The organism is Tamaricihabitans halophyticus (assembly GCF_004340875.1).
Lineage (GTDB): Bacteria > Actinomycetota > Actinomycetes > Mycobacteriales > Pseudonocardiaceae > Tamaricihabitans > Tamaricihabitans halophyticus.
The window spans coordinates 42629-66736 of the sequence record NZ_SLXQ01000007.1; the positions used below are offsets into that span (position 1 = coordinate 42629).

General features: G+C 65.9%; 20 protein-coding genes and 1 riboswitch. Of the genes, 14 read left to right on the forward strand and 6 right to left on the reverse strand.

Features of this window, described 5'->3' with window-relative positions; genetic code table 11:
• Positions 1 to 87 precede the first annotated feature (87 nt).
• The 4 genes from EV191_RS16775 (at position 88) to EV191_RS16790 (ending at position 3294) form a co-directional block, all read left to right on the forward strand.
• Positions 88 to 540: a helix-turn-helix domain-containing protein gene (locus EV191_RS16775; RefSeq protein WP_132878025.1), complete on the forward strand. Its 453-nt coding sequence runs from the start codon at positions 88 to 90 to the stop codon at positions 538 to 540.
• 133 nt (positions 541 to 673) lie between these two features.
• Entirely contained in the window at positions 674 to 1189 is a 516-nt protein-coding gene (locus tag EV191_RS16780) for a hypothetical protein (protein WP_132878026.1), read from the forward strand.
• Positions 1186 to 2319: an MAB_1171c family putative transporter gene (locus tag EV191_RS16785; protein WP_165912982.1), complete on the forward strand. Its 1134-nt coding sequence runs from the start codon at positions 1186 to 1188 to the stop codon at positions 2317 to 2319. The genes EV191_RS16780 and EV191_RS16785 overlap by 4 nt, the downstream gene beginning before the upstream one ends.
• 111 nt (positions 2320 to 2430) lie before the next feature.
• A complete protein-coding gene (locus EV191_RS16790) occupies positions 2431 to 3294 on the forward strand; it encodes a 3-hydroxybutyryl-CoA dehydrogenase (protein WP_132878028.1) in 864 nt (287 codons plus the stop codon).
• 58 nt (positions 3295 to 3352) lie between these two features.
• Here the strand turns inward: EV191_RS16790 and EV191_RS16795 are convergent, their stop codons facing one another.
• Positions 3353 to 4960, reverse strand: a complete 1608-nt coding sequence (locus EV191_RS16795) for a peptide chain release factor 3 (protein ID WP_132878029.1) — start codon at positions 4958 to 4960, stop codon at positions 3353 to 3355.
• A 349-nt stretch (positions 4961 to 5309) separates the two neighbouring features.
• Here EV191_RS16795 and EV191_RS16800 point away from each other — a divergent pair, with 349 nt between their 5' ends.
• The gene (locus tag EV191_RS16800) at positions 5310 to 8390 is read left to right on the forward strand and encodes a VanW family protein (protein WP_165912983.1); all 3081 of its coding nucleotides are present in this window, start codon (positions 5310 to 5312) and stop codon (positions 8388 to 8390) included.
• Positions 8391 to 8417: 27 nt separating this feature from the next.
• Positions 8418 to 9329: a LysR family transcriptional regulator gene (locus EV191_RS16805; RefSeq protein WP_132878031.1), complete on the forward strand. Its 912-nt coding sequence runs from the start codon at positions 8418 to 8420 to the stop codon at positions 9327 to 9329.
• A 22-nt stretch (positions 9330 to 9351) separates the two neighbouring features.
• On the opposite strand, the gene EV191_RS16810 is transcribed toward EV191_RS16805, so the two are convergent.
• A complete protein-coding gene (locus EV191_RS16810; protein WP_132878032.1) occupies positions 9352 to 10113 on the reverse strand; it encodes an SIR2 family NAD-dependent protein deacylase in 762 nt (253 codons plus the stop codon).
• A gap of 524 nt (positions 10114 to 10637) precedes the next feature.
• On the opposite strand from EV191_RS16810, the gene EV191_RS16820 reads away from it, so the two are divergent.
• The 8 genes from EV191_RS16820 to EV191_RS16855 all read left to right on the forward strand — a co-directional run bounded on the left by EV191_RS16820 (position 10638) and on the right by EV191_RS16855 (position 19107).
• The gene (locus EV191_RS16820; RefSeq protein ID WP_132878034.1) at positions 10638 to 11987 is read left to right on the forward strand and encodes a cobyrinic acid a,c-diamide synthase CobB; all 1350 of its coding nucleotides are present in this window, start codon (positions 10638 to 10640) and stop codon (positions 11985 to 11987) included.
• Entirely contained in the window at positions 11984 to 12724 is a 741-nt protein-coding gene (gene cobI / locus EV191_RS16825) for a precorrin-2 C(20)-methyltransferase (protein WP_207894559.1), read from the forward strand. Before EV191_RS16820 ends, cobI begins: the two co-directional genes overlap by 4 nt.
• Positions 12721 to 13536, forward strand: coding sequence for a precorrin-4 C(11)-methyltransferase (cobM, locus tag EV191_RS16830; protein ID WP_132878036.1), 816 nt, complete (start codon positions 12721 to 12723; stop codon positions 13534 to 13536). Before cobI ends, cobM begins: the two co-directional genes overlap by 4 nt.
• 69 nt (positions 13537 to 13605) lie before the next feature.
• Positions 13606 to 14796: a precorrin-6y C5,15-methyltransferase (decarboxylating) subunit CbiE gene (cbiE, locus tag EV191_RS16835; protein WP_132878037.1), complete on the forward strand. Its 1191-nt coding sequence runs from the start codon at positions 13606 to 13608 to the stop codon at positions 14794 to 14796.
• Entirely contained in the window at positions 14793 to 16544 is a 1752-nt protein-coding gene (cobJ, locus tag EV191_RS16840; protein WP_132878038.1) for a precorrin-3B C(17)-methyltransferase, read from the forward strand. The genes cbiE and cobJ overlap by 4 nt, the downstream gene beginning before the upstream one ends.
• Before the next feature lie 91 nt (positions 16545 to 16635).
• Positions 16636 to 16806: riboswitch (cobalamin riboswitch) on the forward strand.
• Positions 16807 to 16935: 129 nt separating this feature from the next.
• Positions 16936 to 17529, forward strand: a complete 594-nt coding sequence (locus EV191_RS16845; RefSeq protein WP_243659014.1) for a precorrin-8X methylmutase — start codon at positions 16936 to 16938, stop codon at positions 17527 to 17529.
• Positions 17529 to 18443, forward strand: coding sequence for a sirohydrochlorin chelatase (locus tag EV191_RS16850; RefSeq protein ID WP_132878040.1), 915 nt, complete (start codon positions 17529 to 17531; stop codon positions 18441 to 18443). Before EV191_RS16845 ends, EV191_RS16850 begins: the two co-directional genes overlap by 1 nt.
• Before the next feature lie 22 nt (positions 18444 to 18465).
• Entirely contained in the window at positions 18466 to 19107 is a 642-nt protein-coding gene (locus tag EV191_RS16855) for a hypothetical protein (protein ID WP_132878041.1), read from the forward strand.
• Here the strand turns inward: EV191_RS16855 and EV191_RS16860 are convergent.
• The 4 genes from EV191_RS16860 to ahcY all read right to left on the reverse strand — a co-directional run bounded on the left by EV191_RS16860 (position 19104) and on the right by ahcY (position 24079).
• Positions 19104 to 19379: a hypothetical protein gene (locus tag EV191_RS16860; protein WP_132878042.1), complete on the reverse strand. Its 276-nt coding sequence runs from the start codon at positions 19377 to 19379 to the stop codon at positions 19104 to 19106. The two genes, EV191_RS16855 and EV191_RS16860, sit on opposite strands and share 4 nt — an antisense overlap.
• Positions 19380 to 19495: 116 nt before the next feature.
• The gene (locus tag EV191_RS16865; protein WP_132878043.1) at positions 19496 to 21391 is read right to left on the reverse strand and encodes an ABC transporter ATP-binding protein; all 1896 of its coding nucleotides are present in this window, start codon (positions 21389 to 21391) and stop codon (positions 19496 to 19498) included.
• A gap of 235 nt (positions 21392 to 21626) precedes the next feature.
• Entirely contained in the window at positions 21627 to 22514 is an 888-nt protein-coding gene (locus EV191_RS16870) for a methylenetetrahydrofolate reductase (protein ID WP_132878044.1), read from the reverse strand.
• Between the two features lie 101 nt (positions 22515 to 22615).
• Positions 22616 to 24079, reverse strand: a complete 1464-nt coding sequence (gene ahcY / locus EV191_RS16875) for an adenosylhomocysteinase (protein WP_132878045.1) — start codon at positions 24077 to 24079, stop codon at positions 22616 to 22618.
• Between the last annotated feature and the right edge of the window lie 29 nt (positions 24080 to 24108).

A 24108-nucleotide genomic window follows, 5' to 3' on the forward strand; every position in this document is an offset into this window, starting at 1 on the left:
TATCAACTGGCGGGAAAGTGAATTCGGGTATCAGCTTTCATCTCAGTGGAAGTGAATCCTGGATTCTGGCGCGGTGGGGAGCACGTGATGGACGACCGCGGTCGTAGCTTCGCGGACAAGCTGAACAAGTTGTTCGCCATCCAGCTGTCCACGAGTGGACAGGAGTACAGCAACGAGCAAGTGGCCGCAGCCATTACCTCGCGCGGCGAGGTGACGATCTCGCAGAGTTACCTCTGGCAGTTGAGAAAAGCCAAAAAGGACAATCCAACCGTCAAGCATCTGCAAGCCCTGGCTGGGTTCTTCGGCGTGCCAACGAGTTACTTCTTTGATGATGCGACAACAGATCGGGTCGACGCGCAGCTTGCCGATCTGCGGGCCGAGCGGGCCAGGCTGCAGGCGCTCACGACGCAAGACGACGCGCGACTGATGGCGATGCGCGCGGGCGAGTTGTCCGCCCATCGCCGGCAGCAGGTGATGGACCTGCTCGATGTGGTTTACCAGCTGGAGCGTGCTGAACGGGGCGAATCAACTCCGGACTGAACCACGGAGCTGGCTGGGTAGGCGATGGAATCCCGGCCGATCGGTCCCCGGTGAGGGTTCGCAGGACCCGCGCTGGAGACTAGTATGTGCAAGATCTCCAGACTCCGGGATGTGGCGAGGTGGACGGTGATCGGTGCGCGAGCGTGAGTTGCGTCGGCGGTGTCGACGCCTTCTCAACGAGCTCGACGTTCGCCCGCCACTCGATGTAGCTGAACTGTGTCGGCGCGTTGGCGAACAGCGCGGCAGGACCATCCGGTTGTTGGCGCACCCGATTCCCGTCCCGGGGCCATTCGGGGTCTGGATTGCTACCGAGAGCGCCGATTACATCTGTTACCAACGGGAAACCACCAGAGCACACCAGGCGCACATCATCCTGCATGAACTCGGGCACATCATCGCCGGGCACGGTGGCGAGGAACAGGACGATCCGCTGCTCGCCGAGTTGTATCCGGACCTTGACCCGGATGCGGTGCGGCGTGCGTTGCGCCGAACGGCATACGACACCGCGCAGGAGCGTGAGGCGGAGGCCGTGGCGACGATCATCCTCGAATGGGCCTCGGTACTTGACCGAGTTGCGGTCCGGCCGGCGTCTGACGCCGCCACGGCACGAACGGAAGCCGCGCTTGGTGATCGACTGGGGTGGCTGTGAACGCGGAGTGGCTGCTGAGCCTCGCGCAGGGTGTGCTGCTGGGCGCGGCGTTGTTGTGGAAGCTGTATCAGCTCAGCCGAGCGCCGTACGATGTGCCGCTGCGGATCGTCACCGCGTGCTTGGCCTGCGCCGCGGCTGCTTATCCGGTCGGCTTGCTGAACTCCTCGTTGCGGGCAAGCGGTAGCGCGTCACTGTGGCTGGAGTTGCTGCACTACGCACTGCTGTGTGCGGTTATCTATGCGATTGCCTGCTTCTTCATATTCGCCGCGCTTGGTCCCGAGCGTGCCGCGCGCAGGGCGCGTTCCGCGGCCGTACCCTTGATCGTCGCCGTCGTCCTGATGACCGTGCTGACCGCGGCGACCCCCGAGGGCACTGGCACCCGGGACTATGCCACGAGCACCGTGTCGCTGTTCTACCTCGTCGCGGACAGCTATCTCTGCTTTGGCCTGGTGATGGGGTTGGTATGGGCGCGGCGGTGCGCCCGCGGTGCTGGCGGGTGGTTGGCGCACGGGCTGCTGCTGACCTCGATCGGCTGCGCCGCGCTGATCGTCGGCTGTGGGTTACTGATGACCTCGGTGGTGGTGAACTGGACCGGCGGGGAACTGCCGGCGATCTACTACGCCGTGGTCAGTCTGCTGATGTTGCCCGCGATCCTGTTGTTCATCGTCGGGGTCAGCTATCCAGGACTCCGGATGCGTCTTGCTGCCGCGCGAATCTGGTTGCAGCACCTTGTTGGTTATCACCAACTTCGTCCACTATGGATTGAACTACATCGATACTTTCCAGAGGACGCTCTCGGGCGAGTGCCGACGAGCCCACTGCGGGATCTCCTGAGCCTGCGCGGAGTACACCGGCGGTACTACCGGCGGGTGATCGAGTGCCGGGACGGACTCGTCCGGATCAGCCCATATCTGGGAGTGATCCAGGAGCGCACGGAAACCACGCGCGGGCTGGCCGGGCAGCTTCGTGAGGCGCTGCACGCCTACGCGGCGGGCAGCAATGCGCCGGACCAAGCGGTGGCCATCGCCGTACCCGACACCGACGACCTGGAATCGGATGTGCGAGCGCTCCGGGCGCTGTCGGCGGAGCTGCGCGTGGAGCAGGCGGCCACTGCCGTGCGATTAGGGTGAGGCGCATGCCACACCTGGGTGGCTACCGGGGAGTAGGGGACGAGAGTGGCGCACGGCGATATCGGACGGACCGGGCACTACATGCCCGTCTGAACAGCAAAGGAGACGTTGATGAGCGAGATCCGCCGGGTCGGGGTCGTGGGAGCCGGATTGATGGGGTCGGGTATCGCCGAAGTATGCGCCCGAGCTGGCCTCGATGTGCTGGTGAACGAGATCAATGACGAAACGTTGCGGGCAGGCAAGGAACGGATTGAGGGCTCGCTCGCACGTGCGGTACGCAGCGGCAAGCTCAGTGAAGCCGAACGCGACGAGGCCCTGGCGAGGATACGGTACGTTACCGAGCTGACCGAATTCACCGATCGGCAGTTCGTGGTGGAAGCGGTGGCTGAGGACGAAGAGATCAAGACCCAGGTGTTCACCGCACTGGACAAGGCGGTAGAAGATCCGGACGCGATCATCGCCTCGAACACTTCGTCCATTCCGATCATGAAGCTGGCGATGGCCACCAGCCGACCGGGCAATGTGATCGGCGTGCATTTCTTCAATCCCGTGCCGGTGCTCAAACTCGTCGAGTTGATCCCCTCGCTGCTATCGAGCGAACAGACCCAGCAGCGGGCCGAGGCGTTTGCCAGCGACACACTGGGGAAAACCGTCGTGCGTTCGCAGGACCGCGCGGGCTTCGTCGTGAACGCCCTGTTGATTCCCTACCTGCTCTCGGCGATCCGGATGCTGGAGTCCGGCTTCGCGTCGGCCGAGGACATCGACAACGGGATGGTGCTCGGCTGTGCGCATCCGATGGGGCCACTCGCGCTTGCGGACCTGATCGGACTGGACACGACCAAAGCGGTGGCCGACTCGATGTACGCGGAGTTCAAGGAGCCCCTTTACTCGGCGCCACCACTGTTGCTGCGCATGGTGGACGCCGGTCTACTCGGCAAGAAGTCCGGTCGAGGGTTCCACGAGTACCAGCGCTGAGCTTGATGGCTGGATTGGGGCCGGCAAGTATCGGTCCCAACCCAGCGATCCGGGCTGGCTAGTTCGTCCCCGCGATGAGCTGCTCGATGCCGAGTGAGGGGTGCTGTCTCGTCAACACGCCGAGCGCGATCTCGTCGGTGAACAGGGCGAGATCGGTGCCGTCGGTGCGGGTCAACACTTCGCCTCGTCCAGAGGAATCGATGGTCTTGCGGTCATCCGGCACGGTCAGCAACCGCACGACGGAATAGGGCAACCGGTCGAGTGCCACCGGAACGCCGAACTCGGCTTCCAGCCGGTGCGCGGCCACTTCGAACTGCATGGGGCCGACCGCCGCGAAAACCGGGGTCGCATCGCCTCTGCGGTCCGACCGCAGCACCTGGACCACCCCTTCGGAGCCAAGCTGGTCCACGCCACGGCGGAACTGTTTGGCTCGGCCGAGATCCTTCGGCCGTACCACGGCGAAATGACCCGGCGCGAAACTCGGTAGGCCAGGGAATCGGACGGCTGGTTTGCCTTCGTGCAAGGTATCGCCAACCCGTAGCGCGGTGGCGTTGACCAGACCGATCACGTCTCCCGGATACGCTATATCCAATGTGGACCTTTGTTGGCCGAACACCTGTTGCACGTATTTCGTGGCAAAGGGTCTGCCGGTGGTGGCGTTCGTGACGGTCATCCCGCGTTCGAACCTTCCCGAGCACACCCTGGCGAAGGCGACCTGATCCCGGTGCGCTCGGTCCATTCCGGTCTGCACCTTGAATACGAAGGCGGAGAACGGGGTATCCAAGCCCCGTGCCGCGCCGTCGGCGTCGGCCCGCGCGAATGGCCGCGGCGCCAGCTCAACGAGTAGGTCCAACAGCTGGCGCACGCCGAAGTTGAGTACGGCCGCTCCAAAAAGGACGGGCGTGGCCGAAGCGTCGGAATACCGGTCGACGTCGAACTCGCCGCCGGATTCCACGAGCAGCTCGGCCTCGTCCAGTGCCTGGGCCCATTCGTCGGGTAGTTCCGCGGCGGCCCGTGCGGCGTCCAGTTCGGTCTCGGCTGCTGCCGTCGCGCCACCGGCGGTGCGTTCGTACCGGACGAGCGAGCCAGTACGCAGATCGTGCACCCCATGAAAATTCCCGGCTTCACCGACCGGCCAAGTAAGCGGCATTGGCTGGAGATTGATCCGCTCGCTGAGTTCGTCGCAGAGGTCGAGGGCGGCCTGACCTGGTCGATCCCATTTGTTGATGAAGGTGATCACCGGGATATTTCGGTGCCGACACACATCGAAGAGCTTGAGCGTTTGTGGCTCCAGGCCTTTCGCCGCGTCCAGCAGCATCACCGCCGAATCAACTGCTGAAAGGACTCGGTAGGTGTCCTCGGAGAAATCTGAGTGACCTGGTGTGTCCAGTAGGTTGATCACCGTGTCGCGGTACGCGAACTGCAGTGCCGCCGAAGTGATGGAGATTCCTCGGGCCTGCTCCATCTCCAGCCAGTCGGAGGTTACCCCGCGCCGATCACCCTTGCCGTGTACGGCGCCGGCGGAAGTGAGGGCCTTGGCATGCAGGGCGAGTGCTTCCGTGAGGGTGGACTTGCCCGCGTCCGGGTGGCTGATCACCGCGAAGGTGCGGCGACGGTGCGCCTCGTGTGTGATGTCGTGCTGTTGGGCGGCTTGGCTCGCCGTCATCGAGCGGCACCCTTTCTTCGCTGGTGTGGGGTCGAATCGCCCAACGGGCGATGTTACCCGGCCGGCACGCGCGTCGATTGTGGGCCGGCGGGTTGGCCGAATCGAGACAAGATCGAGATATGCCTGGCCAGGGGGTGGGCGGCAATGCCACCCGACTTTGTGGCAGCGTGTGGACGCCTGGCTAGCATTCGGTAGGAACCGAGTTTGTCGGCCGCCTCGCGCCGCCGCCCGTTGCGTGACTTATCGTGACGAAACCTGCGCGGACCGTTCGCTGGTGGTCGCGGGTCGGGCGTCGTTAGGTCCGGTCTGGTGGCAGCGCGCTGCCACCACCATGCAGAGAGGAACACGCATGTCGGAATCGTCTGACGAGTCGGGCACCGACGGGACGGTTTCGCCGGATGGCAAGGCCGGCGCGGATACGCCTGAGGACAGCACGGAGACGGTGGACAACGCTGGGGCCGATCACGCTGGGTCCGATCACGTTGGGTCCGACGACGTCGGATCAGACAACGGTGGGCCTGGCTGGCCAACCACCGACGAGGAACACGATGAGCCAGCTGGCGAGGTCGCCCCTGCCGAGCCCGACAGCGCGGCGGCCGACGGGCCTGACCAGGCGGACACGGGCCAGCCGGACACGAATGCCGAGGACTCCTCGTCGGAGCAGGGCCAGCCAACGGAGGATGACGCCGCGGCAAACGCGGACACCGCGATCTCGGAGCCGGAAGTAGCGGAAGCTGGCGAAGCAGCATCGCCAGCAGTCGACGAAGAAGCGCCCGACGCTGCGGAAGCTGACCCAGTCGAAGGTGACCCAGTCGAAGGTGACCCGGCCGAATCTGAAGGGGCGCAAGCCCAGGAATCAGGTTCCGAAGCGGTCACGGTCGACGCTGCCGAGCAGGACGAGGCTGCTGAACGGGACGCGGCAGCGGTCGAAAGCGCGGACAGCGAGGGGAACCCGGCGGCGACTGACGCCGCGGACAGCTCGAACCCGCAACTATGGCCGGACGAGGAACCGGATCTGGACGGGGCCGATGCTGCCGCGCCAGACGCGGAAACGGCTGCGGCCAAATCCGATGACCCCGAGCGCACCGCGGTACTGCCAGAGGTGTCCAGCGCACCAACCGACGGCTCGCCGGCAGAAACGGCTACCGACGATGAGGCGGTATCGGCTGAGACGGCGTCCACCGACAAGGAGCCCACCGACAAGGAGCCCACCGACAAGGAGCCCGCCGGTGCTGAGTCAGCTGATGCTGGTGACGCCACGGCAACGACGGTTCTCCCGGCGATTCCGCCGGAAACATCGGATGCTGATGCCGTATCGGCGCGGGAAGCCGCAAGCGAGCAGGAAACGACGGCGGTCCTTGGCGCGGTGGACAACGACGCTGCCACGGACGCGGGCACCGCAGCCGCTGACGATTCCGGCGCCGATGGTTCCGGGGCCGATGGTTCCGGCGCTGACGTCGCGGCGAGCACGAGCGATTCCGCCCCAACGACCGAAGAATCCACCGCAGCCATCCCGGTCGCGGACGGTAGCCCATGGTGGCGCAAGCGCCCAGTACTCATTGCGGCCGCGGTACTTGGTCTGCTTGTTGTCCTTTATGGCCTAGACCTGTTGATCAGCAGTGGCAAAGTTCCTCGCGAGGTCACCGTGGCCGAAGTGGACATTGGTGGGCTCAGCAAGGACGACGCGAAGCGGGCACTCCAGGAGGAGATCGGCCCCCGGCTGCAGGAAGCGGCGCGCGTGTCTGCCGCCGAAATACGTCATAACGTGCCCGCCGATATCGCCAAACCCGAGGTTGATTGGGACGCCACGGTCGAAGCCGCCGCGCAACATCGGTACAGCCCATGGGCGCGCCTCGTGTCACTGTTCAGCAGCCGGGAAGTTCCGCCGGTGATGAGCGGTGATCGCGAAGCTATCGAGGCTGAACTCGGCGGCGTAGCCGAGCAGGTCGACGAGCCGGCCGTGGAAGGTTCGATTCGGTTCGAGGGTACGACGCCGTTCCCGGTTATCCCGGAGCAGGGCAGGGAACTGTCCATGGACAGTGCGATTCCCGCACTGCTACAAGGTTGGGCGCGCGGCGGCGCGATTACCCTGCCGGTCAAGGATCTGCCGGTGCGGACAACCGAGCAGAGCGTGCGCGACACCTTGGAGAACTTCGCGCGGCCAGCGGTATCCGGGCAGGTTGTGCTCAAAGGTGAAGGCAAGGATGCCACGCTCGCTCCGGAGGACATCCCGGAGACACTGCGTTTCGAGCCAGGCAAGGACGGCGCGTTGAACGGCTCGGTTGATCCGAAGGGCCTCGCCGGCGCGGCCAGTGATCAGCTCGCGAGTACCGAACAAGCGAGCCGGAACGCCTCGATGATCTTCGAGGGTAAGAAGGCGCGGGTCCGGCCCGCGGTGGACGGGCACACTGTTGACTGGGCCGCGACGGCCAAGGAACTCACTCAGGCACTGCCTCGGTCCGAGAACCGGGCCGTGGACGCGACCTATCACAAGAAGAAGCCTGATCTGACCACTGAGGAACTCAAGGGCTACGGGATCAAGGAAATCATCGGTGAGTTCACCACCAATGATTTCGCCTACGACTCCGGGATCAACATCCGGACCGTCGCGGAAGAGGTGAACGGGGCGATCGTCGAACCGGGCGGCACGTTCAGCCTCAACGGGCATACCGGACCACGTGGACTCGAGCAAGGTTATGTCGGCGCGGCGGTCATCGAGAATGGCGAGGAATCCCGCGCCGTTGGTGGTGGGATATCCCAGTTCGCGACGACGATGTACAACGCCACGTACTTCGCGGCGATGAAAGACGTGGAACACAAGGAACACAGCTATTACATCAGTCGCTACCCGATGGGGCGCGAAGCGACGGTCTTCCAGAACCCGGATGGCAGTAGCGTGATCGACCTCAAGTTCAAGAACGAGGAAGAGACCGGGGTCGCCATTCAAACGATCTGGACGCCGAGTTCGATCACAGTTCGGCTGTGGGGCACCAAGCGGTACGAGGTCGAGTCGATTACCGGCGACCAGTACTCGTTCACGGGTCCGCCAGTGGTCACGAAGTCGGGAGGAGAGTCCTGCACGCCGACCGGTGGATCCTCCGGGTTCAGTGTGGACGACACGAGGGTGATCAAGGACCTCGAAGGCAACGAGGTTCGTCGGGATGAGCGGACCGTCGTCTACAACGGACAGCCACAGGTGGTGTGCCCGGAACCGGAACCAGAGCCGGACCCTCGGCCAGCCGATGGCAATGACAACGGCGGCAACAATGGCGGCGGCAACAATGGCGGTGGCGGCAACGACGGCGGCGACAGCAACAACGGCGATGGTGCGGGTAGTCCAGATGGCGGGAGCGAGCCGCCGGAGGGCGGAAACCCGGGCGACGGTGGCACGCAGACCGAGCCGCCTCCGGAGGACAACGCCGGCGGATAACCGACGATTCGGCGCCAGGGTGGCAGTGTGGAACGAAAACAGCTCGAGTATTTCCTCGCCATCGCCGCGCATGGCAGCTTCACCAGCGCGGCGGCCGCGTTACGGGTGGCCCAGCCTTCGTTGTCCTATGTGATCCGAACGCTCGAGCGGGAGATCGGCGCGCAGCTGTTCCGCCGGTTGGGGCGGGGTGTGGTGTTGACCCATGCCGGTACGGAACTGCTCGCGCCCGCTCGGCAGGTGCTCAGTGATTTCGCCCAGCTGCGCACGGTGGCGCAGCGGGTTGTCGGATTGGTGAGCGGTCGGCTGGACGTTATCGCGGAGACGACGCTCGCGGTCGAGCCGCTGCCCACCCTCGTCGGCGCGTTTCGCCGGCAGCATCCCGGAGTGGAGATCCATGTGGCTGATCCGGAGAATCCGGCCGCGGTGATCGACGGGGTGCGCAGAGGGCAATGCGAGCTTGGCCTGACCGAACGAGGAGTCAATACCGCCGGTCTGGCTACCTATGACCTGCCGGAACAGGAAGTGCTCGCGGTGTTGCCGCCGAGTGCACCGCGACCCGAAAACGGCGTGCTTTCCGTCGCTGCGCTCGCCGAGCTGGATTTGGTGACGACGCCACCGGGGACAACGACGCGAAGTCACGTCGACGAGGTGCTGGCCACGGTGGGCGCCAGGGCACGGATCGCGGTGGAAACGACCCAGCGGGCGGCATTGGTGCCCATGGTGCTCGCTGGCGCCGGAGCAACGCTGCTGCCGCGCAGCCTGGCCGTCGAAGCCGAATCGGGCGGTGGCATCGTCGCCGCGCTGGACCCGCCGGCGCGCAGACGCGGGGTGCTGGTGCACGCGCCACCGCCATTGAGCCCGGCGGCGCTGGCTTTCGTCGAGATGCTCCGGACCTGGCAACCGGCGCCGAACGGCGTTCTCGAGACGCCTTCGAACTAGTTACCGGTGCGCATGCCGCGGATCAGACGAGTGCGGGCAGCACAGTGCCCAGCGGTTCGCGGATGACCGCGGCCGCCAGGTCGTCGTAAGGCGTCTCCGCGCCGTTGCAGATCACTACATCGGCGCCGGCGCGCGCGGCCAGAGCGACCAGGCCCGCTGCTGGTTGCACGGTGAGCGACGTGCCGACGGCGAGTAGCAGATCGCAGTCGCGCGCTGCTTCGCTTGCCCGGTGTAGCACGGACTGGTCGAGTTCCTGGCCAAACGAGATCGTCGCCGATTTCAGGATGCCGCCGCAGGTACGGCACGGCGGGTCGGTTTCACCCGCCGCCACCCGATCGAGCGCCGCACGCATCGTGTCGCGTTCGCCGCAGCTCAGGCATTCCGTCTCGAACATGGTGCCGTGCAGTTCGAGTACTTTCTCTGGTGTGGTACCGGCCCGCTGATGCAAGCCGTCGATGTTCTGCGTGAGGATCGCGTGTAGCCGGCCGTCACGCTCCAGTTGGCCGATGGCCTCGTGTGCGGGGTTGGGCTTGGCCTGCCATGCGGGATGGTGTAGCCGCGACTGCCAGGCCTGTACCCGCACGTCCGGCTCGGCGAGATAGGAACGCAAATTCGACATTCGCTCGGCTGCCGGGTTCTTGGTCCACACCCCGTTCGGGCCGCGGAAATCGGGTATGCCCGAATCGGTGGAGATCCCGGCGCCGCTCATCACCACAATGTGCCGCGCGTCCGCCAGCAAGGTTCGCGCGATTTCCCGCTGCGTGTCCGCATCACAAGCCGTCATACCCCGATGATGCCGGTCGGCTCGGGAGCAGGCGAGGCCCGCCGACGGCCGACAGCGCAAATGATGTAGTCATCCCTACATGATTATGTGCACAAACCGAACCTAGACCTACATGGTTCTGCTCAATCATCCTGCACAAGGCATGTCGATCGTCAGTACTCCAACGAGTATGGGAGGTCCGGTGTACGAATGCCCTTACTGCGGCTGGCCGGACGACCGTCCGGTGGCAATCCTGTCCCGCCACCAGGACGCGGCGAGCGAGACCACCTGGACACAGTGTGTGTGCGGATCCGTCCAAGTACGGGTAGCAGCACCAGGCGAGCGGCCAGCGGTGTGGGCGCGCTCCCGGCCGAGTTCGGCGGCCGCCCCGGCTACTGAGTGTGATCCGACTTCCGGCGGCTGAGCGAGTTCCCCGCCGCGCGGTGCCCGGCTTCGCGGTAAACCTGATCACGTATCGGCTGCCGAGCGGGCCGCAACCACTACGCTGACTGGGCCGATTCCCGGTTCGAGGAGGTAACAGCGCAGTGGTAGCCAGGCTCGTCATCGCGGCCCCGGCGTCGGGCAGCGGTAAGACGACGGTAGCGACCGGCCTGATGGCCGCGCTACGTCAGGCGGGTCGGCGGGTGGCCCCGTTCAAAGTAGGGCCTGACTACATCGATCCGAGTTATCACACGCTCGCCACCGGGCGTGCTGGACGAAACCTCGATCCGGTGCTGGTGGGTGAACAGCGAGTAGGGCCGCTGTTCATGCATGGTGGCGCCGACGCGGACATCGCCATCGTGGAGGGCGTGATGGGGATGTTCGACGGCCGTGCGGCCAGCGGGGAGTTCGGTTCCACCGCACATCTCGCCAAGCTGATCGACGCGCCAGTCGTGCTGGTCGTGGACGCGTCCGGACAGGCCCGCAGTCTTGCGGCACTGATCCACGGCTTCCAGAGCTTCGATCCGGCGGTTCGGGTGGCCGGGGTCATCGCAAACAAGGTCGGCTCGGCAGCCCATGCGCGGCTGCTGTCCGAGGCCTGCGCGGAGACCGGTCTGCCGTTGCTTGGCACGCTGTTTCGCGGTGGTCGACTCGAGTTGCCGTCCCGGCATCTCGGGCTGGTCACCGCGCCCGAGCAGGGCAGCCAGGCGACCACGGCCGTGTCGGCGATGGCCGAGCTGGTTCGTGCCGAGGTCGACCTCGCGGCGGTCGAGAGGGTTGCCGCGTCCGCACCAGAACTGTCCGTGCCGGCCTGGGATCCGGGGGACGCGGTGGCCGACACCGGCCATCGCCCGGTGATCGGTGTTGCCGGCGGCGCGGCTTTTACGTTTGGCTACGCGGAGCACCCCGAGCTGTTGCGGGCCGCGGGCGCCGAGGTCGCCGTATTCGATCCGCTACGCGCGGAACGGCTTCCCGAAGGAACCGCCGGGGTGGTGCTGCCGGGTGGCTTCCCCGAGGAACACGCCGCGGAGCTGTCCGCGAATGCCACGTTACGCGCGGATATCGCCGATCTTGCGCGCGCTGGTCGACCGATCCACGCCGAGTGCGGCGGATTACTGTACCTCGGTCGTGAACTGGACGGCCTGCCGATGTGTGGGGTGCTCGACTCGACGGCCACGATGAGCGATCGGCTGGCGCTCGGCTACCGGGAAGCCGTCGCGCCCACTGATTCGGTGCTGTACCCGGCAGGCAGCCGGGTAGCTGGGCACGAGTTCCATCGCACCCTGGTCGAACCAGCACACGGTTCGACACCCGCGTGGTACTGGCGGGATGGGGTAGGTCAACAGATCACCGAGGGGTTCGTGACCGGACGGGTGCACGCGTCCTATCTGCACACTCATCCGGTCGGCGCGCCCTCGGCGGTCGCGCGATTCGTCGAGGAGTGTGCACGGTGACTCGGCCAAGACTGGTCGGGGTCGGTGTCGGCCCTGGCGATCCGGATCTGCTGACGATCGCCGGGTTGCGGGAGTGTCGCGAGGCATCGCGCATCTTCGTCCCGGTGCTGGGCACGGATGAACAGGGCAGGGCAGAGGCAGTGGTCCGGGCACACCTGCCAGCAGGGCACATCGAACGGCTGGTTTTCGCGCTCAACGATACGGTCACCGGGCCACAGGAGCGGCGGCGGCGACATTGGGACGCCGCCGCCGAACGAGTCGCCGAACACCTTCGATGTGCGGGTGGCAGCGCGGTATTCGCCACGATCGGCGACCCAGCGGTGTATTCCACCTTCGGTTATCTGGCAAGCACGGTGCGGAGCCTCGTTGGCGACCTGGACGTCGCGACGGTGCCGGGAATCACCGCGATGCAGGCCGCGGCGAGCACCGCGGGGCTGTCCCTGACCGAGGGAACCGAGCCGCTGACGGTGATTCCGGTGACTCGTGACCTGGCCGCGTTACGAGCGGCGCTCGAAGGGCCGGGTACGGTCGTGGCGTACAAGGGCGGCCGGCGCATCGCCGAGTTGCGCGCGGCCGTCGCCGAAGCGGGCGCATTGGACCGGGCGATACACGCCGAGCACCTTGGCACCAAGGATGAGCGCGTGCGTGCGTTGGCCGAGCTGGCCGATGAGCCGGCGCCGTATCTGTCCACAGTCGTCGTATTGCCCCCTCGGGGTGGGAGAGGAGAGCAGTTGTGAGTGGACGGGTCTCGTTCATTGGCGCCGGACCTGGCGCCGCCGATCTGATCACCGTGCGCGGCGCGCAACGCATCGCCGATGCGGATATCGTGGTCTGGGCCGCCAGTCTGGTCGAAGCCGACTGCATCACCGAGCATGCCAGCGCGGATGCTGAGATCGTCGATTCCTCCCGGCTGACCCACGAGGACGTGGTGGAAATCTACCGGCGCGCCGCCGCCGAGGACCTGATGGTCGCGCGAGTGCACTCGGGTGATCCGTCCCTCTGGGGCGCCGTGCAGGAGCAGTTCGATCGCGCCGTGGAACTTGGCCTCGATGCCGAGATCGTGCCTGGCGTGCCGGCATTCTGCGCGGCCGCCGCGGTCGCCGGACGGGAACTGACCGTTCCGGAAATCGCGCAGTCGGTGGTGTTGACCCGGTTGGAGGGCGGCAAAACACCGATGCCGGATGGCGAACGGATTCGGGAGTTCGCCAGGCATGGCACGACGATGGCGATCTTCCTGTCCGCCGCGCGTACTGGTCAGCTAGTGACCGAGCTCCTCGCCGGCGGCTATCAGCGGGACACCCCCGTCATCGTGGCGTACAAGACCACATGGCCAGACGAGCTCACCCTGCATACCACGCTCGATGAGCTCGCCGAGCTGGTCAAAGAGCACAAGCTGTGGCGGCATACGCTGTTCCTCGTCGGCCCTGGACTGCGTGCCGGTGGAACACGATCACACCTTTACCACGCCGGCCATTTTCACACCTATCGCAAGGCGGATCCGGCCGCACGCAAGGAGTTGCGGGCGGCGAGGCAAGCCGGCACCGGCTGAGCGGGACCGCGTAGCTGCCAGCGACGTAACCGCCCTGGTGGACATGATGAAACCGAATCGAGTACGAACGTGACTACCACGGTGATTGGCGTGGACGGCGCCGAACTCGCGCCTGGCGCAGCCGAACTCCTCGGGCAGGCGTCGCTGATCGTCGGCGCGAGGAGATACCTGGATCAGTACGCGCCCGCTGGGGTGACGACCGTGGAGCTCGGCCCGCTGGAGCCAGCATTACATGAGCTCAGCGCGGCCGCGGGGGCATCAGTAGTGCTGGCCTCCGGCGATCCCGGCTTCTTCGGTATCGTCCGGGCACTGCGCGACTACGGACTGCGCCCAGCGGTCATTCCGGCTGTTTCGGCCGTCCAGCGACTCGTGGCGCGCTGTGGTCGGTCCTGGGACGATGTCGCGGTGGTCAGCGCGCACGGCCGAGACCTCGGCCCCGCGCTGAACGTCTGCCGGGCGCGGCGGAACACCGTGGTGCTGACGGCACCGGGGGCGGGGCCGGCCGAGTTGGCCGCTGGGCTAACCGGATGGCGACGTACGCTCACGGTAGCCGAACAGCTCGGCGCTGACACTGAAACCGTGTCCACGGTGGATCTTGCGGAGGCGTGCGCCAGGGTATGGGCAGAGCCGAATATCGTGTTGTGTCAAGCAGATCCGGAGGCAGTACCAGGTACCGGTTGGCATGCTGGTGGCGAACCCACCCCGCCGGCAGGTGGCTGGGCTCTGACCGAGGACGCCTTCATACATCGGGACGGGATGATCACCAAAGCCGAGGTCCGGGCGATGGCACTTGCCAAGCTTGGGCCACGGCCAGGGAGCATGGTCTGGGACGTCGGCGCCGGGTGCGGTTCGGTAGCCGTGGAGAGCGCGCGGCTCGGCGCGGCGACGATCGCCATCGAGCACGATCCGGTCCAATGTGTCCGGGTTGTCGCGAACGCGAGCGCATTCGGTGTCGACGTGCGCGTTGTTGAAGCTGATGTGCTGGATGTAGCCGACGAGTTGCCAGCGCCGGACGCGGTTTTCGTGGGTGGCGGTGGATCCACGGTGATCGCAACCTGCGCGCGGCTTGGTGCCGAACGCGTCGTGGTGGCGTTGGCTTCCCTCGACCGCATCGCTCCCGCCAGGGAGACGCTGCGTGCCAATGGATACGCCGTATCGGGCGCGCAACTATCGACGGCCCGAATGGTCGATCTACCGAACGGCGGCAGTCGTCTTGCCGCCACTAATCCGATTACCTTGATCTGGGGGAGTAGCACGTGATCGCCCTGTTCGCCGTCACCCCATCCGGCAGGCAGGCCGCGGCCGCGCTCGCCGCGTATCTGGGCCCGGACGCCGCGGTGGTGGACGGTCCGCCGCGCGCGGGCATCGAACGGCTGTGGTCGAGATTGGACGCGGCGGTGTTCTTTCTGGCAGCCGGAGCCACGGTCCGTCTGATCGCCCCGCTGCTTCGAGACAAGCGAACCGACCCTGCGGTCATCTGCGTTGACGAGGCGCAGCGCTTCGCCGTGCCACTGGTTGGCGGTCACGCGGGCGGTGCGAATGACCTAGCCGAGCGCATCGCGTCGGCGCTGCTGGACTGCACGCCGGTGATCACGACCGCTTCCGACTCGGTCGGCGTTACACCACTCGATGAGTTGGTTGAGCAACTTGGTGCCGCGGTCGACGGTGATCTTGCCGGCTGTGGTGTCGCGTTACTCGGCGGCGAACCGATCCTGTTGCGTAATCCACTCGGATTTCCGTTGCCCGCCTTGCCAGACAACGTATCGGTAGACATCGCTGATCCCGAATGGACAATCGTCATCGACGACCGGGTACCTGCGAGGCCGGACGACCCGAGCGTGTTACGACTCGTTCCGCGGACAGTCGTCATCGGACTCGGCTCGGCACGCGGCGTGACCAGGACGGCCGTAGCCAACACCATCGCCGAGCTGCACGAGCGGGCGGGCTTGGATGCCCGCGCGGTGCGTGGTTTCGCAACGGTCGACCTGAAGGCTGATGAGCGTGGCATTATCGAAGCCGTTGGCGACTGGGGATTCTGGAACGGCGAGGGGCGTGCCGGCCTCCTTACCTATCCGGCTGAGACGCTCGCCGCGATCCCCGTTCCGAACCCGAGCTCGGTAGTGGAGTCCGAAGTGGGCACTCCGAGCGTGGCAGAAGCCTCGGCGCTGTGCGGCGCGGCCGAGCTTGGTGGCGCCAGGTCCGCTGAACTGGTCGCCGAGAAGATCAAGGGCGCGAACGTCACGGCTGCGGCCGCCCGCGTTCGACCGCGTGGCAGGCTTGCGATCGTCGGCCTTGGACCGGGCGCGGCCGAGTTGCGGACCCCCAAGGCAGAGGCGGAGTTGCGGCGCGCGTCCACCATCGTCGGCCTTGACCAGTACGTGGATCAGATTCGGCCACTGTTGCGCAGAGGCACCGACGTACGTGCCAGTGGACTCGGTGACGAGGAGGCGCGAGCAGCGGAAGCTGTGGCGCTGGCCGCCGAAGGCCGATCGGTCGCGCTCATCGGCTCCGGTGATGCCGGGATCTATGCGATGGCAAGCCCCGCACTCGAACAGGCCGGTGCGGACATCGAAGTGGTGGGTGTGCCAGGTATCACGGCCGCACTCGCCGCGGCAGCGGCGCTGGGTGCGCCGCTTGGTCACGACCATGCGCTGATCAGCTTGTCGGATCTGCACACTCCCTGGGAGGCCATCGAACGCAGGGTGCGGGCCGCCGCCGAAGCCGATCTCGTGGTGTGTTTCTACAACCCCCGATCCGCGCAGCGTGATTGGCAACTGCGGTCCGCCCTACGGATTCTCGGCGCGCACCGGCCAGCGACCACCCCGGTCGGCGCGGTTCGGCAGGCGAGCCGGCACGGTGAACGGGTCTGGACCGAGCCGATCGCCGAGTTCGCCGTGGAGAACGTGGATATGCTCACCACCGTGCTGGTCGGCTCCTCACGGACGCAGATGGTCGCTGGACGAATGGTCACGCCACGCGGATACACCTGGATGCCCAGTACCGAGTAGGAATGTTTGGTATGCGTGGCCGTGGCCTGTGCGGTGTCAGCGAGTCGAACGTGGCGCTGCACACCTCAATTTGACCCGGCAGTGGTCGAGGGGCCAGGATGCGTAGGTCGGTAGCGGAGGAACCCGGTGTGAATCCGGGACGGTCCCGCCACTGTGACCGGGAAGCGGTCCCAACGTGAACGCCACGGCCAACTGGCTGGAAGGCATGGGATACGCGGTGATCCGGGAGTCAGGAAACTCCTGCCGACCCGTACGCGACCGCGTGCGGCCTGAGTCCCCTAGGGCGCGGTAACCCGGGAGGTCTTGTGCCACTGCTGTGTCTTGATGCTGCGCACCGAATGGTGGGTGGCGCGCGAAGTCCCTATGGGGGCGGGCGCCCGTGAGACGCGTTGTGCATCCCATCGAAACCGAGTCGTACCAGATCCTGCGCTCCCGGGTCGATACCGCCGAGCTGCCCGCGCTGTGCCGCGCGGCGGTCGAACGAATCGTGCACACCACGGCTGACCCGACCTGGGTGGGCGATGTGGTGGCCGAGGAATCAGCGCTGTCCGCCGGCGTGACCGCGCTGCGGGCCGGCGTACCCGTCGTTACCGATGTGCGCATGGTGGCCGCCGGGATTACCGCGCACGAGACCGTCATCGCATTGGACCTACCTGGAGTCGCCGAACTGGCCAGCGAAGCCGACCTCACGCGATCAGCCGCCGGTATCCGGTTGGCCGCGCGGCACTGGCCAGCCGGCGCGGTCTGGGCGATCGGTAATGCGCCGACGGCGCTCGCCGAGTTGGTTCGGTTGACGGTGGCGGGCGCCGTTCGGCCCGCGCTCGTCGTCGGCGTGCCAGTGGGGTTTGTCGGGGCTGTCGAGTCCAAAGCCGCCCTGCGAACGGCGGGGATCGCGGCACTGTCCACAAGGACCGAACGCGGTGGGGCCGCGGTGGCCGCCGCCGCGGTGAACGCGCTGCTTTACTTCGAGGAACAGGAGAATTAGTGAAACCGCCATTGTTGCTGGTAGGACACGGTACCGTCGCGGAAACCGGAGTGCGCCAGTTCGACACGTTCGTGTCCCGGATGCGAGCCAGGATGGCGCCGTCCGGAGTGGACGTGGCCGGCGGGTTCATTGAGCTGTCCGCGCCGGCCGTCACGGAAGCCTGGGGTGAGCTGGTCCGCGGTGGCCACCGCACGGTGGCCGCGGTGCCGCTGGTTCTGGTGGCCGCCGGGCACGGCAAAGGGGACATCCCAGCCGCGCTGGAACGGGAGGTCCGCCGCCATCCGGGTACCTCCTACGAGTTCGGTCGACCACTCGGGCCGCATCCGACACTGCTTGACCTGCTTGACGAGCGGATCGCGGCCACGCTCGACCGTGAGCAGTGGTCCGAGACCGCTGTCCTGCTGGTGGGCCGCGGATCGACGGATCCGGACGCGAACGCGGAGGTGTGCAAGGTCGCGCGGCTGCTGCAGGAAACGCGGGAGTTCTCCTTCGTGGAGGCGGGCTTCGTATCGTTGGCATGGCCATCGGTAGCGGAGGGCTTGGAGCGGATCCGCCGGCTCGGTGCGAAGCGAGTCGTCGTGGCCCCGTACTTCCTTTTCGATGGGGTACTTCCGCAGCGGGTCGTCGAGCAGGCCACCGCGTACGGCCAGTCGAACCCGGAACTGCCAGTGCATATCGCGGAGTATCTCGGTGATTGCGCCGGCCTGGCGGATCTCGTAGTGGAGCGCTACGAAGAGGCCCTGCGCGGAGACATCCGGATGAACTGCGATACCTGTGCCTATCGGGTGCTCCTGCCGGGCTTCGACGACAAACTCGGCGCACCGCAGACCCCGCATCACCATCCGGACGACCCTGCCGGCAACGGCCACGGGCATGGGCACGGCCACGGGCATGGCCATGTGCACCTCGGATAAAGCGGGCATACGATAAGGCGCGATGTCCGATACCTCCGACTCCGCCCGCGCGACCCAGGCGGAGTGGCTGGAGGAGCGGCTGGCCGTGCCGGTGATCATCGCGGCGATCGCGTCGGTCCCGGCGGTGTTTCTGATGATGACCAGCGAGCCATGGACGGTCGTCGGGGAAATCATCAACTGGATATCGCTGAGCGTGCTCGCCGTCGAATCATTGGTCCTGTTATGGCTTTCCCCTGACCGGTTCGCCTGGCTGCGCATTCACAAATGGCCGCTGCTCACCGTGGCGGCGGCGGTGCCGGCCGTAGTGTTCGCGATCGGACCGGTGCAGGTGTTGCGGGCGATTCTCGCCATCGGCGCGCTCCGAGTGCTGGATGCGCGCCGGATTCTTCGTGCTGGCAGCGTGCTCCGACGCCGTGCCGCGCCGAGTAGCCGCTGGGCCACCTGGTTGACCATCGCACTTGTCGGGCTCACCGCGGCGTTCGTGGCGGCGGTGCTGGCCAACCCGGATTCCACAAGTCGACGGTTCCTGGCCTACCTGCTCGACCGGTTCGGCGTGATTCCGGTCATCGGTGTAGGGCTTGTTGCCGCGATGCTGATCGCGGTTGCCGGGCTGCTCTGGCGATACCGGCGACGGGCGGCACGTGCCCGCGACGTGGACCGTTAGGCGCCTTTCGCCGTGGCGTGGCCCAACGCCCGGTTGCCGACCGTGGTCAGTACGGCGGCCACCTTACCGCCGACGGCGATCGGCGAGGCCGGGGCGATCAATCCGAGCTGTGCCAGTCGGTGCGCCGCGGATTGATCGCCGCACCAGTAGCCATCGATCGTCAGGTCCGGTTCGCAGCCGCCCACCAGCTCGGCTCGTCCCTCCGCGACCGCGCGCAGCAACGCCCGATCGCGATGGGAGAGCTCGTCGTCAGCTCCTGCCTCGGATTCCACCTGTAACACCCCCGGTTACCTGGTCCGTGTTCGTGGTCGTTCAATCGCTATATCGGCGCTGGCTGCGCTGAGTTACGCAAATTATCACTGTACGGACAGAAACTGGGGGATTTACCTTAGACCGCCACTCGCTCAATGCATTCAGTAGTTGACTGGCCGGCGAACTGCGTGCGGTACAGCTCGGCATACCCGGCTCCGTTGGCGAGTAGCTGTTCATGCGTGCCCGACTCGGCGATACGCCCGTCGGCGATGACCAGAATCCGGTCCGCCTCGCGAATAGTGGACAGTCGGTGTGCGATCACTAACGAGGTGCGCCCGGCGAGTGCCGTGCGCAGTGCATCCTGGATCGCCGCCTCCGATTCGGAGTCCAGATGGGCGGTGGCCTCATCGAGGACCACGATCGACGGTTGCTTGAGCAACAACCGGGCGATCGACAAGCGTTGCTTCTCGCCACCGGACAGGCGGTAGCCTCGATCGCCAACCAGGGTGTCCAGCCCATCGGGCAGCTCGGCGATCAGCTCGCCCAGTTGAGCCGTACGCAGCGCATCCAGCAGTTCCTGTTCGGTGGCTTCCGGCCGGGCATAGGTGAGATTGGACCGGATCGTGTCATGGAACAGATGCGGGTCCTGGGTAACCGTGCCGACCGCCCGATAGAGCGAGGCCAGGCTGACATCGCGCACATCGTGTCCGCCGATCCTTACCGCGCCATCGGACACGTCGTAGAGCCGGCTGGCCAATTGGGTGATGGTCGTCTTGCCGGCGCCCGAATGCCCGACGAGCGCGATCATCTCGCCCGGCTTGGCTTCGAAAGACACATCGTGCAGCACCGGATTGGCCGGGCTGTACTCGGTGCGGGCCACCGATTCCAGCGAAGCCAGCGATACCTCGTCGGAGGCCGGGTAGCTGAACGCGACCTTGTCGAATTCAACCGTGGCGACCTCGTTCGGCAGCTCGGTGGCGTTGTCCCGCTCCCTGATCATCGGCCGAAGATCGAGGATCTCGAACACCCGGTCGAAACTCACCAGCGCGGTGAGGATGTCGACGTGCACATTGGACAGCGCGGTGAGCGGCCCGTACAGCCGGTTCAGTAGCGTCGCCATGGCGACGAGCGTGCCGAGTTCGAAGGCACCATTGATGACTAGGCCGCCACCGAGCCCATAGACCACCGCGGTCGCGAGCGCGGCGAGCAAGGTGAGTGCGATCATGAAGATCCGGGTGTACATGGCCGAGACCACGCCCATATCGCGTACCCGTGCGGCCCGCTGGCCGAAGCTCGCCGCCTCGTCGCCGGTGCGCCCGTAGAGCTTCGCGAGCATCGCTCCACCGACGCCGAAACGTTCGGTCATCAGCGAGCTCATCTCCGCGTCGACCTTCATCTGCTCCCTGGTCACTCGCTGCAGCCGGTGCCCAACCCATCGAACCGGCAGCATGAACAGCGGCAGCAAGGCCAGTGAGATCAGGGTGATCTGCCAGGACAGTGCGAACATGGTTACCAGCACGATGATCAGGCTCAGCACATTGGACACGACGGCGGACAGCGTGCTGGTCAGTGCGCGTTGCGCGCCAATGACGTCGTTGTTCAGCCGGCTCACCAGCGAACCGGTCTGCGCGCGGACGAAGAAGGCGACCGGCATTCGCTGGACGTGATCGAATACCTCCACCCGAAGGTCGTAGATCAAACCTTCGCCGAGCCGGGCCGAGTACCAGCGTTGCAGTAGTCCGAGCGCGGCGTCAACCAGTGCGACGAGCGCGACGGCGGTGGCCAGCCACACGACGAGGCCCAGATTGCCCGGCACGATGCCGTTGTCGATGATCGCCTTGAACAGCAGGGGATTGGCGATCCCGAGGCCAGCGGCCACGGCGACCAGAATCAGAAAGAGTGCGATGTCCTTGCGGTAGGGACGCGCGTACTTGGCGATCCGCGGGATGAGGCCACGGGCTAGACGTTGCTTCGTTACCGAGTCGTCCACGACGAACGAGCGCATCGCGTCCCAGCCGAACGGCGCGCTCATGACGGAGCGCCCTTGCTGGCGGCGCTCGGTCGCTGAGCGCGTCGGTCTGGGGGGAGCTGAGTCAGTTCGGTTTGGTTCACATCATCGATGATGAAACCTCAACCTTAGTTGAAGTCAACTCGATTTCATCATGAGCGAAAAAACCTGCGGGTAGTCGTGCCCGCCGAATCGCGATGTTCAGGGATCTTGCGGTCCGTGGACCGCAAGATCGCCGGCGTGATCGGGCCCAGCGTGATCAGACTAGGGCGGGGGACAGGCCGAGGCTGTCCACCAGCTGACCGGTCGCCGTGGATCGATTCATCGTGTAGAAGTGCAGCGCGTCGACCCCTTCGCCCAGCAGGTCGGCGGATAGCTTGTGGACGAAGTCCATGCCCGCTGCCCGAAACGACGCGGGGTCGTCCATATACGGTTCGAGCTCCCGAACGACCGCTGGCGTCTCCGGAACACCGGACAGCTCGACGGCCTTACGCAACGTTTTTGGCGTCGTCAACGGCATCACGCCAGGCAGGATCGGCACCGTGCAGCCGCGCGCGGCGACCCTTTCGCGTAGCCGGAGGAAGTCGTCGGGGTGGAAGAACAACTGGGCAATCGCGAAATCCGCGCCCGCATCGATCTTGCGAACCAGGTACTCGGTGTCGGTGGCGAGACTGTCGGAGCGCGGATGGCCGTAGGGGAAGGCGGAGACGCCGACGCAGAAATCGCCGAGTTCCTTGCAGAGCCGGACCAGCTCGTCCGCGTAGGTCAGCCCCTCGGGGTGGGCGATCCACTCACCCATCGGATCTCCTGGCGGATCGCCACGAACCGCCAGGATGTTGCGCACACCGACAGCCGCGTACCACCCGATCACATGGCGCAGTTCAGCGACCGAATGGCTGACCGCGGTCAGATGCGCCATCGGCACCAGTGTGGTCTCCTGCGCCACCCTTCCGGTAGTCCGGATCGTCCGCTCCCTGCTTGACCCGCCCGCGCCGTAGGTCACCGAGGCGAACAGCGGGTCCATCGTCTCCAGCTGGCGGATGGCGTGCCACAGGCGCTGCTCATCGGCAGCATCCCGGGGCGGGAAGAACTCGATCGAGAACGCAGGACGCCGGGCCTCGGCGAGCCTGTCCACGATCTTGTGCACCAACAACCTCCACTGTGTGCGTGCTTAGCGCGGCCGAAGGGCCAAAATATACCTGTGGGGACGGGAGCGCGTGCGCGCTCCCGTCCCCACAGTGGGCTGACTCAGTACCGGTAGTGCTCCGGCTTGTACGGCCCTTCGACGTCCACGCCGATGTACTCGGCCTGGTCCTTGGAGAGCTTGGTCAGTTCACCGCCGAGGGCTTCCACGTGGATCTTGGCGACCTTCTCGTCGAGCACCTTGGGCAGCCGGTACACCTCGTTGTCGTACTCCTTGTGCTTGGTGAACAGCTCGACCTGGGCGATCGTCTGGTTCGAGAAGGAGTTCGACATGACGAAGGACGGGTGACCAGTGGCGTTGCCCAGGTTCAGCAGGCGACCTTCGGATAGCACCAGCACTGAGTGGCCATCCGGGAAAACCCACTCGTCGACCTGCGGCTTGATGTTGATCCGGCGAATGTCCTTGCTGCGCTCGAGCGCGACCATCTCGATCTCGTTGTCGAAATGCCCGACATTGCCCAGGATCGCCTGGTGCTTCATCCGCTTCATGTGCTCGAAGGTCACGACGTCCTTGTTGCCCGTCGTGGTGATCACGAGGTCGGCCTGCTCGATCACGTCGTCGAGCTTGGCCACCTGGTAGCCGTCCATCATGGCCTGCAGCGCGTTGATCGGGTCGATCTCGGTGACGATGATGCGCGCACCCTGGCCGACCAGCGAGTCGGCGGAACCCTTACCCACGTCACCGTACCCACAGACGACCGCCACCTTGCCGCCAAGCATGACGTCCAGACCCCGGTTGATGCCGTCGATGAGCGAGTGCCGGATGCCGTACTTGTTGTCGAACTTGGACTTGGTGACCGAGTCGTTCACGTTGATCGCCGGGAACAGCAGCTCGCCCTGGGCGGCCAGCTGGTAGAGGCGGTTCACCCCGGTGGTGGTCTCCTCGGTGACGCCGCGGATCTCCTCGGCGGCCTTGGTCCACTTGGTGTTGTCCGCGGCCAACGAGGCCTTCAGGGTGGCGAGGATGACCTTGTACTCGTCGGGGTCATCGTCTTCCGCGTTCGGCACCACGCCGGCTTTCTCGAACTCGACGCCCTTGTGTACCAGCAGCGTGGCGTCACCGCCGTCGTCCAGGATCATGTTCGGTCCAGGCGCGGACTGCCAGGTGAGCATCTGCTCGGTGCACCACCAGTACTCCTCCAGCGTCTCGCCCTTCCAGGCGAAACAGGGCACACCCTGCGGCTTGTCCGTGGTGCCGTAGGGACCGACGACCACCGCGGCCGCTGCGGAGTCCTGGGTGGAGAAGATGTTGCAGGACGCCCAGCGCACCTCGGCGCCCAGGTCCACCAGTGTCTCGATCAGTACGGCGGTCTGCACGGTCATGTGCAGCGAGCCGGAGATGCGCGCGCCCTTGAGCGGCTTGACGTCGGCGTACTCCTTACGCAGCGCCATCAGGCCCGGCATCTCGTGCTGCGCGAGACGGATCTCGTGCCGCCCGGCCTCAGCCAGATCCAAGTCCGCGACCGCGAAGTCGAGACCGTTGCGGTTCTGCAGCTTGTCCTTGCTCATCCTTTGGGAAACCTCAATCCTCAGTTTCG